The sequence below is a fragment of the Tritonibacter horizontis genome (assembly GCF_001518015.1).
Taxonomy (GTDB): domain Bacteria; phylum Pseudomonadota; class Alphaproteobacteria; order Rhodobacterales; family Rhodobacteraceae; genus Epibacterium; species Epibacterium horizontis.
In genome coordinates this window covers 82,285-99,241 of record NZ_LPUY01000074.1, presented here as the reverse complement: position 1 = coordinate 99,241, position 16,957 = coordinate 82,285, and the positions used below count along the sequence as shown (strand labels likewise).

Here is a 16,957-nt window from a genome sequence, read left to right as displayed (position 1 = left end):
CGAGCCAATCAGACAGCTGAATATGAACACGCCCTTTGACGACACCCCTCCGCCTCCGCGACGCCCCGGCCTTCTGGCCCGGTTGCAGTCATCGTTTTTAACCGGCATCGTCGTCATCGCCCCGGTGGGGTTGACCATCTGGTTGCTCTGGACCGTCATGGGGTGGGTGGACGGGGTTGTCCTGCCGCTGGTGCCCAATACGTTCCAGCCGGAGCAATACATCGGCATCAACCTGCGTGGCGTCGGCCTGATCATCTTTTTGATTTTCACAATCGTGGTCGGTTGGATCGCCAAAGGGATTATTGGCCGGTCGTTGATCAGCTATGGCGAACGTCTGGTCAGCCGCATGCCGGTTGTGCGGTCGATCTATTCCGGCATCAAACAGATTTCGGAAACCGTCTTTGCGCAGACCGAGCGGAGTTTTGAAACGGCGTGCCTCATTCAATATCCGCGCCGCGGTATCTGGGCAATCGGGTTCATTTCCACGGTCGCCAAAGGCGAGATCCTCAACCACGCCGAGACCAGCGGCCGGTTGATCAGCGTATTTGTTCCGACGACCCCGAACCCGACCTCAGGTTTTCTGCTGTACTTCCCCGAAGAGGACGTGATCGAGCTGGATATGAGCGTCGAAGACGCCGCGAAATTGGTCATCTCTGCGGGCCTGGTTTATCCAAACGGCAAGGAACCCGCTGAACCAGAAACAGAAAAAACACCTGCCTAGAAATCAAAGGCGGGCCTCGGTCAGCTGAACATCGCCTCAAGGTCCGCCGTCTGGTTGACACCGATATCATCGTGATGCTCGATCAGGAAACGCTCCGCCGCCGTCCGTCCTGCTGTTTTCAGCATAAAGAGGATCTGTGGGATCGGAACGAGCTTTGTCGTGACCGACAGTCTGGTCATCAAGGCATCATCAGAAATCATATGAACCAACGCACGTTTCATCCGTCCGCGTTCCATGGTGCCTTCGGCCAGCAGCCTTTGCACAAATGAAATCGCTCTGAGTTCGCGCAGCAGCGACGAATTGAAACTGATCTCATTGACCCGGTTCAAAATGTCATGAGCCGCCTTGGGTGTCTCCTTTCGTTCTAGCGGGTTGATATTCACCACAATGACATCGTCAGGCAGATCGGCGTGAAACAGCGGAAACAGCGCAGGATTTCCGGTGTAGCCTCCATCCCAATAGGCCTCGATTTCCCCGGTTTTTGCATTGGGAATCTCAATCGCCTGGAAAAGATGTGGCAGGCAGGCGGAGGCCAGGATCGCATCGGTAGAGATTTCCGTTCCGGAAAACACCCTCACCTTGCCTGTTTGCACCGACGTCGCGCAAACATAGAGGTCAGGACCTGCATCCGCGCAAACCGCGCCAAAGTCGAACTGGTCCACGACGGGTTTCAGCGGGTTGCGATAGAATGGACCATAGGAATAGGGCGAAACGGCCTGGCTCATCGCGTCGAACGGCGAAAAGGGCGCCGTCAATTTCAGCAAGTTCAACAAGGGGTTGGCATCAAATCCAGCGATCCAATTTGCCATCCGCATATCGCCCACCGCGCCCATTCGGGCCCAAAGCTGATCCAGCGCGCGTTTCGCACCAGCCCGACCTTCCCGCGCCATGCCCGCTTTAAACGCAGCCCCGTTCAACGCGCCGGCCGAGGTTCCGGTAATCGCCGCGATTTCCAGCTCCTCGTCTTCCAGCAGCCGGTCCAGAACGCCCCAGGTAAAGGCCCCATGGGCACCGCCGCCTTGCAAGGCCAGATTCACCCGTTTAACCATTCACTCTCTCCCGGTTCAAAGGTCCGCAGATGGCAGGGGACAACAGCTGTCGGCCCCTGCGTTCATATCAAAGCGCGGTCCAACCGCCGTCGACGCTGATCGTTGTACCTGTGATCTGCGCTGCGGCGTCAGAGCAGAGGAAGTTCACCGTGCCGCCCAGCTGCTCGACCGTTGCAAACTCCCGCGAGGGTTGACGCTCCAACATCACCTTTTTGATGACCTCATCGCGCCCCATGTTGTATTTCTCCATTGTGTCGGGGATTTGCGCTTCGACCAACGGGGTCAGGACATAGCCGGGGCAAACGGCATTGCAGGTGATCGGCTCCTCTGCGGTCTCCAGCGCGACGGCTTTCGTCATACCGACGATCCCGTGTTTGGCCGCGACATATGCGGATTTGAACGGGGACGCGGTCAACCCATGGGCAGAGGCGATATTGACCACCCGTCCCCAACCCGCAGCGCGCATTTTCGGCAAGGCTGCGGCGGTGGTATGAAAGGCGGAACTGAGGTTGATCGCAATGATCGCATCCCATTTTTCGGTCGGAAACTGGTCGATCGGCGCGACATGCTGGATCCCGGCGTTGTTGACAAGGATATCACAGCGGCCAGCCTTTTCGATCAGGGCGCGGCAGTCGGCCGGTTTGGACATATCCGCCTGAATATATCGGACCTCTACCCCTGTTTCCTTGGCAAGGTCCGCAGCCAGAGCGTGGTCTTCTTCTGTATCCGAAAAGGAATTCAAGACAACATTGATCCCGGCGCGCGCCAGCTCCCGGGCGACCCCGAGCCCGATCCCTGAATTGGACCCCGTGACCACTGCGGTTTTACCTACGACTGACATGACTTCTCCCCTCAGCTGAATAGGACGTTTCGCGCCATAGCTTCGCATGCTGCAGCCGCGAAATAAACGTCCAATCTGTGGGGAAATGTCAGACCCGCCTGGCGGCGTCTGATCGCCAATGCAGCCCGTAGCGGCGGCGATCAGAGATCGTAATACCCTAAAAAAAACGCCCGCACGAAGCGGGCGTCAGTTATTGAGGCAGGTTTCATACAGGCAAGAAACCTATCGAGCAGTGACACCGTTATAAGCAATTTCCGGCCTCGCTCCAAGCTAAAAGTTTGAATTGTCCCGCGCGCGCAGATAGCGTCATGACATATGAAAATAAGGGCAGCGCAGGATTGTTCTCAAAATGAGACTAGTATTTTTCTCTCGGATTCGGTTGGCGGCATGTGGAATCGCACTTCTTGCAGGCGTGTCTTCTGCAACCGCAGAATCATCCCATGGCATAGCCATGTATGGCGTTCCGGCGCTCCCACCAGGCTTCACCGCACTTCCCTATGTAAACCCCGATGCGCCCAAGGGCGGGACCATCGTGTTTGGAAATCTGGGCAGCTTTGACTCCGTCAACCCGTTTGTCGTAAAGGGCACCCCGCCCTGGCAATTGCGCTTCTGGGCCTATGAAAGTTTGATGGGCCGCTCCTACGACGAACCCTTCTCCCTGTACGGATTGCTGGCCGAATCGATAGAAACGCCCGAGGACCGGTCCTGGGTGGAATTCACCCTCAGACCCGAAGCAACCTTTTCCGACGGCACCCCGGTGACCGTCGAGGATGTGATTTGGTCCTATGAAACTCTTGGGACCGAAGGCAATCTGCGGTATCGCGGGTTCTGGACCAAGATCGACAAGATCGAACAGACCGGCCCGCGCAGTCTGCGACTGACCTTCAATGATACGGACCGAGAGCTTGCGCTGATCGCGGGTTTGCGCCCGGTGTTGAAAAAGCAGCAGTGGGACGGTGTCGCCTTTGCGGATGCCGACCCGAGCGAGGTGCCGATTGGCACCGCCCCCTATATTGTCAGCGATTTTGAACTCGGGCGCTCCATCACATTTAGCCGTGACCCCGATTATTGGGGCAATTCACTTGCTCTGCGCCGTGGCACCAACAACTTCGACGAAATGCGCCTAGAGTATTTTGGCGACCAAACCGTTCTGTTTGAAGCGTTCAAAGCAGGCGAGCTTTCCGCCGTGCGTGAATTCAATGCCGCAAAGTGGGAGACCGACTACAGCTTTGCACGCGTGCAGGATGGCGCCGTTGTCAAGACCGAAATTCCAGATCAAACCCCATCGGGGATGACTGGCCTGGTGATGAACACACGGCGCGCGCCGCTGGACGACTGGCGTGTGCGCCAAGCCCTGATCGAAGCGTTTAACTTTGAGTTCATCAACGACACGCTGACCGGCGGGAATTTGCCGCGGATCACATCCTATTTTTCAAACTCCTACCTGGCGATGGGGTCCGGTGCCGCCACCGGTCGGGTGCTGGAACTTCTGGAGCCCTTCAAAGACACGCTTTTGCCGGGTGCAATCGAAGGATATGAGCTGCCCGTAAGCGACGGCAGCGAGCGCAACCGGGAGAATTTGCGCCGCGCCCGCGCCTCTCTCGAAGAGGCAGGCTGGACAATCTCCGACGGTCGCCTGCGAAACGCTGATGGCGAGCCACTCGAGCTGCGCGTTCTCCTTCAACACGGCAACCTCGGCGAAGAGGAAATGCAAAAAGCAGTGGAGATCTACGCAAAAGCGCTGGAACGGCTTGGTATTTCGCTGACAACGGAACTTGTCGATGGCGCGCAATACGTGGAACGCCAGGACACCTATGATTTCGATCTGACCTTTTTCCGTCGTGCCCTATCGCTCAGCCCTGGCAACGAACAGATGCTCTATTGGGGCAGCGAAGGGGCCGACGCGCCCGGCTCGCGCAACCTGATGGGCATGAACAGCCCCGCTGCGGAGGCCATGATCCGGCATATGCTGACCACCAGCTCTTCTGAGGAGTTTCAGGCCGCCACCCGAGGGTTGGATCGCATCCTGACGTCGGGTCGCTATGTGATCCCAATCTGGCAATACGCGACAAGCCGGATCGCCCATGATGCCAATATGAAGCTGCCCGAATCCCTTCCGATCTACGGGGACGGGATACATTTCATGCCAGAAGTCTGGTGGTCCGCTGCCGACTAAACTGGCCGCCAAATGAACTGAGAGCCGGCCCGACGTGGCCGGTTTTCGCCGCATCCGCAGCCAAAAAATTGTTCGAGATGTTCGCGATACTGACGACCACCGGGAGGCTCGCTGATTGAGGTAAGCTGAACGCAGGCTTTGCCGTAGCGAACAGGAATCACATGGGTGAGATTCTGAACCTGTTGCATCGCTGGGGAGATTGATCGCGCATCTATTGCGCCCCGGCCCATCCCCTCAAACAGTCATTTTACGCTATGTTTCTGAATGGTTTGGAGTGATGTCACGGTCTGAAACCAGACCGCTACAACGCGCCCGGACTCAGCCATTTTAATGTTTTTTTTCAGTGTACTGAGTGGTGTTTCTCATTCTCCGGTCGAAACACAGACGCAAGCGCTGACAGCCACAAATGTGAATTTGATCTTGCAACAGAACTGCAACTGCCAGCGGAATTTTGCAAAAGCTTCAAGAAACGCTGACACCTATATCTTTTCTTGCTAACGTGGGTATCAGAGTTTCGGATTGTATCCCAATGACCCGAGGGCCAAGATGACGAATTGGACCGAATTCGACCTGACCACGAGCCTTCCGCGCCTGCGACAGCGCTTTCCTGGTATGAGCATGGACACTTCGCTCTGCCCGGTCACCCAAAGCGATGCCTTTGTCGCGGCGCTTGCCTCGGCCCAGGGCATTTCCCTCACGGAAGCCCGAGAAGAGATTGACGACTTTCTGTATATGGAGAGCTTGCGCGCAGAGCTTATCCCAAGCGATCACCACGCCACACATCTCTGAGGCTTCAGCCTAGACCAGGGACGTGACCCAGAGAATGGTGGCGTCGTCAGAGCTCAACGAAACCACGTTGTGGCCCATTGCCCCATCGTAATACGCACTATCACCGCGACGCATTTCTACCGGCTCATAAAACTCGGTAAATAGTTTTATGACCCCCGTGAGCACATAGAGGAATTCCTCGCCGTCGTGGCGTACCCAGCCGTCAAATTCATCCAGCGTCCGGGCCCGCACCCGAGCCCGATATGGCAGCATGTTCTTGCGTGTTAACCCATCGGCCAGCAGTTCGTGTTCGTAGGTTGCAGTGGCATGGGCCGAGCCTTCACCAAACTTTGTCACCGTCATGCGACCGTTGACTTGATCGCGCTGCGGCGGTGTAAACAACTGAGGCACCGAGATTTCCAGACCAACCGCGAGCTTTTTGAGCGCATCATAGGTTGGTGACATCTGCCCATTCTCGATTTTGGACAAGGTGGAACGCGCAAGACCCGCCTGGTTTGCGGCATGTTCCAGCGTCCAATCCCGTTGCTTGCGCAACTCACGCACCCGCGCGCCCAGGTCCAGTGGCTCCGGAGTACTCTCGTCGCCATTCGCATGAGCAATTGAAATCAGTTTTTTGGGATCACGCTCTTCCATAAAGATCCTATAGGACCGCGTGTTGTTCCTTGCAACGCTGACTTGCTCAAATTCGCATCGCAGGTTAGGCAAATCATATGCTTTCCATTTATGACCAAGGGCGCCCGCCGCCATGCCCTGCCCCATTCAACCTTGCGGCTCATGTCCTCCGACATGCGGCTGTTCGTGCAGAGCATCCGGCACTTGTCATTGCGGGTCAGGCCTCAGACACGGTTTGGACGTACCGCGAGGTCAATGACGCCGTGCTCGGCATTGCAACTGGGTTTCGCACCGCAGGCTTCAAACCGGGCGATATTCTGCTGATGCGTCTTGGGAATTCTGTCGATTTCCCACTCGTATTTCTCGCCGCCATTGCGGCTGGGTTGGTGCCTGTACCAACCTCTGCGCAGCTCACTCAGCAAGACGTCGCGCGAATTGTATCGGAGCTGCGGCCGGCCGGGATCCTGCGCGATCCGGAGATCGCCTCTGTTCCCCACGCCAGAGAGATCTCTCTCGACCATATTCGTTCGATGCGCGCGGCCCCGCCCTGGACTTTTGAATTGGGCGATCCGGAGCGATTGGCATATATCGTCTACACTTCCGGTACCGGCGGAACCCCAAGGGCGGTCGGCCACGCTCACCGGGCGGTCTGGGCACGCCAGATGATGGTGCGGGATTGGTATGACCTGGGACCGGACGATCGCCTGATGCACGCTGGCGCGTTCAACTGGACCTTCACTCTGGGAACCGGCATCATGGATCCGCTCTCTGAAGGCGCAACCGCGATTGTGCCGCAATCTGGGACGGATATCGCCACCCTCCCCGACCTTATGAGACGAACAGATGCGACAATATTCGCAGCGGTTCCGGGTGTTTATAGAAAAATATTAAAGTCAGACACCTTACCTGATCTGCCGATGCTCCGCCATGGGCTGACCGCTGGTGAAAAACTATCCCCGGAAATCAATGAACACTGGCATCGCAAGGTTGGAACTCCGATCTACGAAGCATTTGGTATGTCTGAATGCTCTACCTTCATTTCGGCATCGCCGCATCGACCGGCAGAAACGGGCGCAATGGGCGCCCCACAATCCGGGCGGCGCATAGCGATCCTGGGGGAGACAGGTCCAGTCCCGCACGATACCGTCGGGACAATTGCGGTTCACAAAGACGACCCAGGCCTGATGCTTGGGTATATCGACGCCGAAGAAGAGACACGCGCACGGTTCCAGGGGGATTGGTTCCTGACCGGCGATCTGGGAACAATGAGCGCATCTGGTCAAATCTGCTATGCGGGGCGCAATGACGACATGATGAACGCCGGCGGTTTTCGCCTGTCTCCACTGGAGGTTGAACATGCTTTCGCAAACTGCGATGGCGTCACACAATTTGCCGCCTCACAGGTTGAGGTCAAACCCGGCGTCTTTATCCTCGTCGGCTTCTTCAACGGTCGCGCAGACGTGACTGAAAAAGACCTCCGGCGTTTTGCAGAACACACCCTGGCCGCGTACAAACAGCCAAAGGCCTATGTAAGACTGGCCAACTTCCCAACCAACGCCAACGGGAAACTCCTGCGGCGCTCCCTGCCTGATCTGTTCGAGGACTGACTGATGACTGACAGCTTGCCTTACGTGAAACTCGACATTCTGTCTGACCCAATTTGCCCGTGGTGCTATATTGGCAAAAGCCAACTGGACCGCGCCCTGGCTGAATACCCGGATGCGCCCTTCGTGATCGAATGGCACCCCTTTCAGCTCAATCCCGATATGCCTGCTTCGGGTATGGATCGGCGCACCTATCTTGAAACGAAATTCGGAGGCAAAGACAATGCAGTACGGGTCTATGCTCAGATCGCGGAACACGCTGAGACAGCCGGAGTGAACATTGATTTCGAGGCCATGAAACGAACCCCGAACACGGTTGACGCCCACCGGCTGATCCACTGGGCAGGGCTCGAAGCGAAACAGTCTCCGGTTGTTGATGGCCTATTCCAGGCCTATTTCGTCGACGGCAAGGATATTGGCGATCATGCTGTTCTGGCTGACATTGCAGCCGCTGCCGGGATGGAGCGGGACGTGGTGACAAAGCTTTTGGCCAGCGAGAATGATATCGAAGACATTCAGAACCGTGACAGCCATTCCCGCAAAATGGGCGTTTCCTCCGTTCCAACCTTTATCGTCGCCAATCAGCACGTCATCCCCGGAGCGCAACCGCCTGAAGTCTGGGCACAGGTTATTGTCGATATCCGCGAACAATTGGGCAGCGCGCAGCAACCTTCAGAAGAAGAAAGCCCCACAACGCACTAATAGTTCGCGAGAAAACTGTTTGATCTGTTGGCGGCGGACCTTGCTGTCTTCCTATGCACAGATGTATGTGCGCACATTTAACAGATTAACAACTTTTCGGTCTCGATTTTCCATGTTAGCGGCATCTCACCGGTGACAGATCTGGAGGGCGGTGTTCGCGCTCGTTCATGTCACCGGGAGAGGTTATGAAATGATCGTCACACGCAAGCCACCCCTCCGCCAAGGTGAATTCATTGCCATGATAGCGATGATGTTTGCCACAATCGCCTTTTCCATCGACGCGATGTTGCCCGCGTTGCCGGAAATCGGTGCCGCGCTAAGTCCGACAGATATAAATCGCGCGCAGTTGATCGTCACGTCGTTTGTCATCGGGATGGGCGTTGGCACGTTCTTTACCGGGCCGCTCTCGGATGCGTTTGGGCGCAAGCCTGTCATCTATGTCGGGGCGGCGCTGTATTGCCTTGGCGCCCTGGCCAGCTACTTTAGCCAGTCCTTGGAAACCATTCTTTTCTCACGGGTTCTTATGGGACTAGGCGCCGCAGCTCCGCGGGTCGTTGCAATCGCCATCGTGCGGGACCTCTACGTTGGCCGCGACATGGCACGGATCATGTCACTTGCAATGATGATCTTTACGCTGGTACCCGCATTTGCGCCCTTGCTGGGGAGTGGGATCATTGCGATTTCAAACTGGCGCGGGATCTTTGCAGCTTTTGCGCTGTTTTCCGTCCTGACAGTCCTCTGGATGGGAATTCGCCTCGAAGAGCCTTTGAAAAAATCGGACCGACGGCCGTTTCGTTTGCCGCATCTTATTGCCGCGCTTAGTGAAATGGTCCGGCATCCGACTGTTCGCCTGTCGATCCTGGCTCAGACCTTCTGCATGACCATGTTGTTTACCATCATCATCATGATTCAACCTGTCTACGAAGTGGTCTATGATCGCGCAGAGAGTTTTCCGGTCTGGTTCATGGTCGTCGCGCTTCTTGCCGGCTCGGCCAGTTTTTTGAATGCGTCCCTTGTCGGGCGGGTTGGAATGCGGCGGATGGTAACCTGGGCGCTTGGCGTGCAGATCATCGGCAGTGGCCTGATGTTCATGCTGACCAGCGTGCCAATCTCGGACCCTCTGGTCTTCTACATTTTCGTCGCCTGGCAAACCAGCGTGTTCTTCATGGTCGGCCTGACCCTCGGGAACTTGAACGCCATCGCGATGGAGCCGATGGGCCACATCGCTGGCATGGCGGCTTCGGTCATGGGAGCGATTTCGACCGTTGCTGCCGCTCTTCTGGCATCGCCAATCGGACTACTGTTCGACGGGACCATTGTGCCGATGGTCGGCGGCGTTCTTTGCACTGCGATCCTTGCCTTTGTCACCATGATCTGGATGGCGCGGGTCGAGGAAACCGTCGCACCCGCTTAGACGCCCCTCTTGCCAAGGCACATGAAGAACCGGCCCTATTCAACTGAAACAGGACGGTTTAACTCTGTGCTTTGGCAAGCTTGCGCTTTTTCTCCGCGACAACTTTTTCCGCCAGATCCCGCGCGATGGAGAAGGCGCCCTTGATCTTGTCGCTGTCCTTTTTCCAGTCCCGCCGCACGACAATCTTGTTGTCCTTGACCTTGGCCAGGCCGTCCTGGGCCTGGATAAACTCCACAAGCCCTTGGGGGGAGGCGAACTTGTCGTTGTGAAATTGAAGGGTGGCCCCTTTCGGACCGCCGTCCAGCTTCGCAATCCCGGCCTTTTTGCACATCGTCTTGATACGAACAACGAGCATCAAGGTGTTGACCTCTTTCGGCAAAGGACCAAAACGGTCGATCAGTTCTGCCGCGAAACCTTCCAGTTCGACTTTGGAATCCAGCGATGACAGGCGACGATAAAGCCCAAGCCGGACATCCAGATCGGGAACATACGCTTCCGGGATCAGAACAGGCACGCCAAGGTTGATCTGTGGGGCCCATTGATCGTTGTCTTCAACCAGGCCGTCGACTTCGCCAGACTTGATTTTCGTAATCGCTTCTTCCAGCATTGATTGGTACAGCTCGTAACCGACGTCGCGCATCTGGCCGGATTGTTCCTCACCCAGAAGGTTCCCCGCGCCCCTGATATCAAGGTCTTGCGACGCCAAGGTAAAGCCCGCTCCCAAGGTATCCAGAGACCCAAGAACCCGAAGGCGTTTCTCTGCCGTAGCGGTCAAGCGCGCCCGTGGCTTAGTCGTCAGATAGGCATAGGCGCGGGTTTTGGAGCGTCCCACCCGTCCGCGAATTTGATAGAGCTGGGCCAGGCCAAACATGTCCGCACGATGTACGACCATGGTATTGGCGGTTGGAATGTCGAGACCGGATTCCACAATCGTGGTCGCCAACAGGACGTCGTATTTGCCGTCATAAAAGGCATTCATTCGGTCATCCAACTCGCCGGCGGCCATTTGGCCATGTGCAACCACATAGCTCAACTCAGGAAGCTGCTCTTTGAGAAAGGCCTCAATCTCCGGCAAGTCTGAAAGCCGAGGCACCACATAAAAACTCTGCCCGCCACGATAGTGTTCGCGCAACAATGCCTCGCGCACGGTCACAGCGTCAAACTCCGTCACATAGGTCCGGATCGCCAGCCTATCGACCGGCGGTGTGCCAATAATCGAGAGATCCCGCACACCTGTGAGGCTAAGTTGAAGTGTCCTGGGGATCGGAGTGGCGGTCAGAGTCAGCACATGAATGTCAGAGCGAAGCTGCTTCAGGCGCTCCTTGTGGGCCACCCCGAAATGCTGTTCTTCATCGATGATCAAGAGCCCAAGATTTTTGAAACGGATGTTCTTGGCCAACAACGCGTGGGTGCCCACCACGATATCAACGGTTCCCTTGGCCATTCCTTCGCGGGTTTTGCTCGCTTCCTTTGATGGAACAAATCTGGACAACTGCCTGACTTCCAAAGGAAACCCACGAAACCGTTCCTTGAACCCGGCAGCATGTTGGCGCGCCAATAGGGTTGTCGGCGCAACGATTGCCACCTGCAGTCCGGACATCGCTGCAACAAAAGCCGCGCGCATGGCCACCTCTGTCTTGCCGAACCCGACATCGCCGCAGACCAACCGGTCCATCGGTTGGCCAGAATTCAGGTCGGTCATGACGTCATCGATCGCACGTAGCTGGTCGTCGGTTTCCTGATAGGGAAAACGTGCTGAAAATTCCTCCCAGGCGTGCGGCGGCGGATCCATCGCCGGTGCTTTCCGAAGCGCACGCTCAGCGGCAATCCGGATCAGACGATCCGCCATCTCGCGAATGCGTTCTTTCAGCCGCGCTTTTTTAGCCTGCCAGGCTCCGCCGCCCAATCGGTCCAGCAGGCCCTCGTCATGACCATATTTCGACAGCAATTCGATGTTTTCGACGGGCAGATAAAGCTTGGCGTCCTCTGCATATTCCAACAGCAGACATTCATGCGCGGCCCCAGCGGCCGTCACGACTTCCATGCCGATGTATCGCCCTATACCGTGGTCGACATGGACCACGAGATTGCCCGGGCTGAGTGATTGAGCTTCGGTCAGGAAGTTCTCGGCTTTCCTGCGTTTTTTCGGGCTGCGGATCAGACGGTCCCCCAGCACGTCCTGCTCGGAAACAACCGTCATATCCGGGGCCTCGAAGCCGTGCTCCAATGCCCAGACCGCCAGATGCAGCCCGGATTTCCCAACCCTTGTGCCATCCGCCACCGGAATTGCTTCGGCCAGACCTTCGTCTTCGATCAAGCCGCTCAAGCGTTCGCGGGCACCTTCGGAATAGGAGGCAACAACCACCGGCCCGTTGGCCATTTTTTGTTTAAGATGGTCCGCCAAAGCTCCAAAAAGGCTTATGCTTTCCTGTTGGCGCTCTGGAGCGAAGTTGCGCCCGATGCGGCCACCCGCGTCAACAACGCCAGGCCCCGAAGCCTGGGGCAAGGGATGGAATTGAATGCAACGGTGGGCCTCAACCTGTGCCACCCAGGCGTCATCATCCAGATACAAACGGTGCGGTGGTGTTGGCTTATAGACTGAATCCATCCGCCCCTTTGCAGCCATCGCAATTTTGCGCGTTTCATATTGGTCGGCTATGCTGTCCCAGCGCGCCAGCCGCGCCGCAGTCAGTTGGTCGTCCAACGTCACCGCAGCCCCCGGCAGGTAGTCGAACAGGGTTTCCAGTTTTTCATGGAAAAACGGCAGCCAATGCTCCATGCCCTGGTGTTTCCGACCGGCGCTGACGGCCTCATACAGCGGATCGTCATTGCCGGCCGCGCCAAATTCGATGCGATAGTTCTGGCGAAACCGGGTTATGGCGGCTTCGTCAAGGATCACCTCAGAGACCGGAGCCAACTCTACCAGGTCCAATTTTTCCGTGGTCCGCTGGCTCGACGGATCAAACCGGCGCGCGCCGTCGAGGACATCTCCAAACAAATCCAGCCGAACGGGCCCGCTTTGGCCGGGCGGAAAGATGTCGATGATCCCACCCCGCACTGCATAATCGCCTGGCTCCATCACCGTCGGGCTTTGAGAGAACCCCATTCGAACCAGGAAGTTACGCAGCGCGCCTTCATCAATTCGTGAATTAACACTGGCCGAAAAGGCCGCTTCTTTCAGCACAGTCCGCGCAGGCACACGCTGCATTGCAGCGTTCAATGTCGTGAGGACAATGAACTGTTGCGGCATGCCGTGCACCAATGCCGCAAGCGTGGCCATGCGGGCGGCAGAGATATCGGCGTTTGGGGAAACACGATCATAAGGCAAACAATCCCAACCCGGGAAAACAAAAACCGGCACAGCGGGCGCAAAGAACCGCAGCGCCGCGCGCATGGCCTCCATACGTTTGTCGTCCCGCGCGATGTGCAAAACCGGCGCGCCACCACGATCCAACTCCTTCAGGACAAGGCGCGCGTCAAAGCCTTCGGGTGCGCCCCCCATGACAACGGATTGCTGAGCCATCACTATGTTCCCTCGCTCGCCTGGGTCGTTTTCTTCAACCGAACACGCCGATCGAGAGATTCTGATACATCCCCCAAATGGCAGTTACAAATATCGACACGATTCCAACAAGTTGAATATAAAACCTCGTGCGCGTCAGACGGCTTCTCAAGGCCCGGTCGTCATGCGGGGTTGCCTGTACCGCGCGGGCCGCCGAAAGATTGATCAGCCCGACAACGTTCATCGGCAACACCATGAGGACCAGCGCCTGGGCAAACTCCACGCCATAGGCGAACCCAAGAAGAAGCAAGGTCGTCACCAGAAAGAACATGAATGAAATCAGGAACACTCCTGTAATATCAGTGATATACAGCAGTCTGTTGATCTGAATCCTGACAGCATCCTGGAGATCCTGTGCCGCTTGCCCGCCCATTCGAGACGCCCGGCCTACCATATCGTAGGGCACGCCAAGGACCCAATGGCTGGCGGAGGACCACAGCACCGCCAATGCGATCCAATACCAAAGGTTTGAGAAAGACCTCAGGTCGATCATTTCGACGATTAAGCTAAACAGATCCAAGGCCGGTCCATTCCCTGACAAGTGATCTCAAACCTCCACGGTCGAGCAATGTAGGACCCTATATCCAATGGTGAGCGACGCGACACAAGGGCTGCTGCGATACAAATGCATGGACAGGGCACTTGTGAAACACTCCGGATCCATGTCACCCATAGGGACCGGAACGAAACCAGAGACCAAGATGCCAGTGTACCCTGCCTCCTTTCCCGCTGCCCGGCCGCGTCGGCTGCGGGCGACTGCTGCCTTGCGCAATCTGACGCGTGAAAACGAACTGTCCGTCAATGACCTGATCTGGCCCGTTTTTGTGCGCGATGGCGAGGGGGTCGAAGAGCCTGTCATGTCGATGCCCGGCGTTCTGCGGCGCTCCGTAGACAAAGTCGTTGAAGCCGCCGTCGAGGCCCACAACCTCGGAATTCCGGCCATCTGCCTGTTCCCCTATACGGATCCCTCTCTCAAGACAGAGGAATGCGCCGAGGCCTGGAACCCGGACAACCTGTGCAACCGGGCGATCCGCGGGATCAAGAAGGCCGTGCCAGAACTGGCCGTCATGACGGATGTTGCGCTTGATCCCTACAACATCAATGGGCACGATGGCTTTGTTATTGAAGGTGAAATTCGTAACGACGAAACGGTCGAGGCGCTGGTGAAGATGACATTGGCCCAAGCTGAGGCCGGTGCCGATATCATCGGCCCGTCCGACATGATGGACGGTCGGGTTGGTGCGATGCGCAACGCTCTGGAACAGAAGGGGTTTCGCAATGTCTCCATCCTGTCCTATTCGGCCAAATATGCCTCAGGGTTTTACGGGCCGTTTCGGGATGCTGTCGGGGCTTCAGGCGCGCTGAAAGGGGACAAGAAAACCTACCAAATGGACGCGGGCAACTCCAACGAGGCCATGCGCATGATCGCCCGCGACCTGGACGAGGGCGCCGACATGGTGATGATAAAACCCGGCCTCGCCTATCTGGATATATGTCACCGCGTGAAGACGGAATTCGGTGTGCCCACCTTTGCCTATCAGGTGTCCGGTGAGTACGCGATGATCCAGGCTGCGGCACAGAACGGATGGATCAATGGCGAACAGGTCATGCTGGAGAGTCTGATGGCCTTTCGACGCGCCGGTTGCGACGGCGTCCTGACCTATTTCGCACCCGATGTCGCGCGGATCCTGAACGGCTGAAGTCCCGCCTGACCTGGGCCCCGCCGCCAAAAGAGCGAGAAGCCGCGCAGCGGACTTGACTTCAAGATGACAGTCCGACCGATTGCGACTATAACGTCCACCAACCCGGTGCACGTCGCGCCCTAACAACTTGCAGGTTCGTAGAAAATGAGCAGAGACAATTCAAAGCTGTCCCGCCGGTCCTTTGCCACCGCTGGTATCGCGACGCTGGCGATGACCGCCGCTTGTGGGAATGGGGTCGGCAACTCGAATGATGTCAAGATTGATGCCCGCGTCGACGCCACCCTAAACCAGATGTACAGCACCTACCCCGGCACACGGGATCTGGCGCAAAAGGCTGCGGGCATGTTGATCATCCCCTTGGTCACCGAGGCCGGGTTCATCTTTGGGGGCGCTTACGGTCGTGGGGCATTGCGCATAAATGGCGTCACCGTCGATTTTTATTCTTCGGTCAAAGGCAACGCCGGGCTTCAGATTGGCGCGCAACAATATGCACATGTCTTGTTCTTCATGACCGACGCAGCCCTTGCCCGTTTCCGCAGATCCTCGGGCTGGACGGCTGGGGCCGACCTGGAATATGTGGTGCGCGACGAAGGCAATTCGCTGACCGCAGATACCAATACGCTGACGGCACCGGTGATCGCTGCAATCTTTGGCCAAGCCGGGCTCCGTGTGGGCGCCACGCTTGAGGGATCGAAATACACCCGCATCATCCCCTGATCGTTTTCTTTCTTCATCTTTTCCAGATGCGTAAAAGCCTCCCCTAATGTGGGAGGCTTTTACGTTGCAGGTCGGTTGCGGGGCCGATTAGCCCATCGCCCGCAGACGTTTAATCAACGACGACGTGTCCCAACGCCCGCCGCCGAGTTTTTGCACATCCTTGTAGAATTGATCCACCAAAGCCGTGACCGGCAGGCTGGCCGCTATGTCGTCCGCTGTATCCAGACAAATGCCCAGATCCTTGCGCATCCAGTCGACAGCAAAACCATGTTCGAACTGATCGTCGAGCATGGTTTCGTAGCGATTGGCCATTTGCCAGCTGCCTGCGGCCCCCTGGCTGATCACCTCAACCACAGCACGCCCATCCAGCCCAGCCTTTTCGGCGAAATGCAGCGCTTCGCTGAGACCTTGAACAAGGCCGGCAATCGCGATCTGGTTGCACATTTTTGTCATCTGACCCGCACCGCTATCCCCCAGACGGCGGCAAATGCGGGAATAGGCCGCCATCACTGGGGCCGCTTTCTCATAGATGTCAGCGTCACCGCCACACATGATCGACAAGACACCGTTTTCGGCGCCCGCCTGACCGCCAGAGACTGGCGCATCCACAAACCCGATCTGTCGCTCAGCCGCAGCCGCATAGAGCTCTGTCGTGACTTTCGCTGAAACCGTGGTGTGATCGACAAAAATGCTGCCGGCGGACAGACCCGCCAAGGCCCCTTCGGGCCCAAGGCAGACGGAGCGCAGATCGTCATCGTTTCCAACGCAGGACATCACGAAATCCGCACCAGCGGCGGCGGCGCGCGGTGTGGCTGCGCTGGCGCCACCATGCGCCGCGACCCAGGCCTCAGCCTTTGCGGTCGTGCGGTTATAGACGGTAACGTTATAGCCTGCCTTTTGCAGATGTGCCGCCATCGGATACCCCATGACGCCAAGTCCAAGGAACGCAACTTTTGTCATGTCCTTTCCCCCTGTTGTGTCTTCGCATATGTTGGCGCCAACTCTAGCAGCCACTCGCCCAAACGCAACGCGGGTCTCCGACAAATATAGAAATTCCAAGGGAATAG

14 protein-coding genes are annotated in these 16,957 nt (G+C 57.1%); 8 read left to right on the top strand and 6 right to left on the bottom strand.

Annotation, left to right across the window (positions count from 1 at the left end; genetic code table 11):
- The first annotated feature begins 22 nt into the window (after window positions 1-22).
- On the top strand, window positions 23-721 hold the full coding sequence (locus tag TRIHO_RS12680; protein WP_068244120.1) for a DUF502 domain-containing protein: 699 nt from the start codon (window positions 23-25) through the stop codon (window positions 719-721).
- Between the two features lie 20 nt (window positions 722-741).
- Here TRIHO_RS12680 and TRIHO_RS12675 read toward each other — a convergent pair whose 3' ends face one another.
- Together TRIHO_RS12675 and TRIHO_RS12670 are read right to left on the bottom strand one after the other, a co-directional pair.
- Entirely contained in the window at window positions 742-1,770 is a 1,029-nt protein-coding gene (locus TRIHO_RS12675) for a patatin-like phospholipase family protein (RefSeq protein ID WP_068244117.1), read from the bottom strand.
- Between the two features lie 67 nt (window positions 1,771-1,837).
- On the bottom strand, window positions 1,838-2,611 hold the full coding sequence (locus TRIHO_RS12670; RefSeq protein ID WP_068244114.1) for a 3-hydroxybutyrate dehydrogenase: 774 nt from the start codon (window positions 2,609-2,611) through the stop codon (window positions 1,838-1,840).
- Window positions 2,612-2,960: 349 nt separating this feature from the next.
- Here TRIHO_RS12670 and TRIHO_RS12665 point away from each other — a divergent pair, with 349 nt between their 5' ends.
- Together TRIHO_RS12665 and TRIHO_RS12660 are read left to right on the top strand one after the other, a co-directional pair.
- Entirely contained in the window at window positions 2,961-4,787 is a 1,827-nt protein-coding gene (locus TRIHO_RS12665; protein WP_068244111.1) for an extracellular solute-binding protein, read from the top strand.
- Window positions 4,788-5,333: 546 nt separating this feature from the next.
- Complete coding sequence (locus TRIHO_RS12660; protein WP_068244108.1) at window positions 5,334-5,576, top strand: hypothetical protein; 243 nt, start codon at window positions 5,334-5,336, stop codon at window positions 5,574-5,576.
- A gap of 9 nt (window positions 5,577-5,585) precedes the next feature.
- On the opposite strand, the gene TRIHO_RS12655 is transcribed toward TRIHO_RS12660, so the two are convergent.
- Complete coding sequence (locus TRIHO_RS12655) at window positions 5,586-6,209, bottom strand: helix-turn-helix domain-containing protein (protein WP_068244101.1); 624 nt, start codon at window positions 6,207-6,209, stop codon at window positions 5,586-5,588.
- 77 nt (window positions 6,210-6,286) lie between these two features.
- Here TRIHO_RS12655 and TRIHO_RS12650 point away from each other — a divergent pair, with 77 nt between their 5' ends.
- The 3 genes from TRIHO_RS12650 (at window position 6,287) to TRIHO_RS12640 (ending at window position 9,908) form a co-directional block, all read left to right on the top strand.
- Window positions 6,287-7,795, top strand: a complete 1,509-nt coding sequence (locus TRIHO_RS12650) for a class I adenylate-forming enzyme family protein (RefSeq protein ID WP_068244098.1) — start codon at window positions 6,287-6,289, stop codon at window positions 7,793-7,795.
- 3 nt (window positions 7,796-7,798) lie between these two features.
- Entirely contained in the window at window positions 7,799-8,494 is a 696-nt protein-coding gene (locus TRIHO_RS12645; protein WP_068244089.1) for a DsbA family oxidoreductase, read from the top strand.
- A gap of 190 nt (window positions 8,495-8,684) precedes the next feature.
- Entirely contained in the window at window positions 8,685-9,908 is a 1,224-nt protein-coding gene (locus tag TRIHO_RS12640) for a multidrug effflux MFS transporter (protein ID WP_068244086.1), read from the top strand.
- 58 nt (window positions 9,909-9,966) lie between these two features.
- On the opposite strand, the gene mfd is transcribed toward TRIHO_RS12640, so the two are convergent.
- Both mfd and TRIHO_RS12630 read right to left on the bottom strand, forming a co-directional pair.
- On the bottom strand, window positions 9,967-13,431 hold the full coding sequence (gene mfd / locus TRIHO_RS12635) for a transcription-repair coupling factor (protein WP_068244083.1): 3,465 nt from the start codon (window positions 13,429-13,431) through the stop codon (window positions 9,967-9,969).
- A gap of 34 nt (window positions 13,432-13,465) precedes the next feature.
- Window positions 13,466-13,990, bottom strand: a complete 525-nt coding sequence (locus tag TRIHO_RS12630) for a component of SufBCD complex (protein WP_068244081.1) — start codon at window positions 13,988-13,990, stop codon at window positions 13,466-13,468.
- A 181-nt stretch (window positions 13,991-14,171) separates the two neighbouring features.
- Here TRIHO_RS12630 and hemB point away from each other — a divergent pair, with 181 nt between their 5' ends.
- Both hemB and TRIHO_RS12620 read left to right on the top strand, forming a co-directional pair.
- Entirely contained in the window at window positions 14,172-15,170 is a 999-nt protein-coding gene (hemB, locus tag TRIHO_RS12625; protein WP_068244074.1) for a porphobilinogen synthase, read from the top strand.
- Window positions 15,171-15,317: 147 nt separating this feature from the next.
- Complete coding sequence (locus tag TRIHO_RS12620) at window positions 15,318-15,890, top strand: lipid-binding SYLF domain-containing protein (protein ID WP_068244072.1); 573 nt, start codon at window positions 15,318-15,320, stop codon at window positions 15,888-15,890.
- Window positions 15,891-15,977: 87 nt separating this feature from the next.
- Here TRIHO_RS12620 and TRIHO_RS12615 read toward each other — a convergent pair whose 3' ends face one another.
- Window positions 15,978-16,850: an NAD(P)-dependent oxidoreductase gene (locus TRIHO_RS12615; protein WP_068244069.1), complete on the bottom strand. Its 873-nt coding sequence runs from the start codon at window positions 16,848-16,850 to the stop codon at window positions 15,978-15,980.
- Between the last annotated feature and the right edge of the window lie 107 nt (window positions 16,851-16,957).

What these genes read in the sequence shown, in the direction of transcription:
- mfd (WP_068244083.1), bottom strand. Translation starts at nt 13,431, where the DNA reads ATGGCTCAGCAATCCGTTGTCATGGGGGGCGCACCCGAAGGCTTTGAC.
- TRIHO_RS12640 (WP_068244086.1), top strand. Translation starts at nt 8,685, where the DNA reads ATGATCGTCACACGCAAGCCACCCCTCCGCCAAGGTGAATTCATTGCC.
- TRIHO_RS12665 (WP_068244111.1), top strand. Translation starts at nt 2,961, where the DNA reads ATGAGACTAGTATTTTTCTCTCGGATTCGGTTGGCGGCATGTGGAATC.
- hemB (WP_068244074.1), top strand. Translation starts at nt 14,172, where the DNA reads ATGCCAGTGTACCCTGCCTCCTTTCCCGCTGCCCGGCCGCGTCGGCTG.
- TRIHO_RS12615 (WP_068244069.1), bottom strand. Translation starts at nt 16,850, where the DNA reads ATGACAAAAGTTGCGTTCCTTGGACTTGGCGTCATGGGGTATCCGATG.
- TRIHO_RS12645 (WP_068244089.1), top strand. Translation starts at nt 7,799, where the DNA reads ATGACTGACAGCTTGCCTTACGTGAAACTCGACATTCTGTCTGACCCA.
- TRIHO_RS12670 (WP_068244114.1), bottom strand. Translation starts at nt 2,611, where the DNA reads ATGTCAGTCGTAGGTAAAACCGCAGTGGTCACGGGGTCCAATTCAGGG.
- TRIHO_RS12620 (WP_068244072.1), top strand. Translation starts at nt 15,318, where the DNA reads ATGAGCAGAGACAATTCAAAGCTGTCCCGCCGGTCCTTTGCCACCGCT.
- TRIHO_RS12650 (WP_068244098.1), top strand. Translation starts at nt 6,287, where the DNA reads ATGCTTTCCATTTATGACCAAGGGCGCCCGCCGCCATGCCCTGCCCCA.
- TRIHO_RS12680 (WP_068244120.1), top strand. Translation starts at nt 23, where the DNA reads ATGAACACGCCCTTTGACGACACCCCTCCGCCTCCGCGACGCCCCGGC.
- TRIHO_RS12655 (WP_068244101.1), bottom strand. Translation starts at nt 6,209, where the DNA reads ATGGAAGAGCGTGATCCCAAAAAACTGATTTCAATTGCTCATGCGAAT.
- TRIHO_RS12675 (WP_068244117.1), bottom strand. Translation starts at nt 1,770, where the DNA reads ATGGTTAAACGGGTGAATCTGGCCTTGCAAGGCGGCGGTGCCCATGGG.
- TRIHO_RS12660 (WP_068244108.1), top strand. Translation starts at nt 5,334, where the DNA reads ATGACGAATTGGACCGAATTCGACCTGACCACGAGCCTTCCGCGCCTG.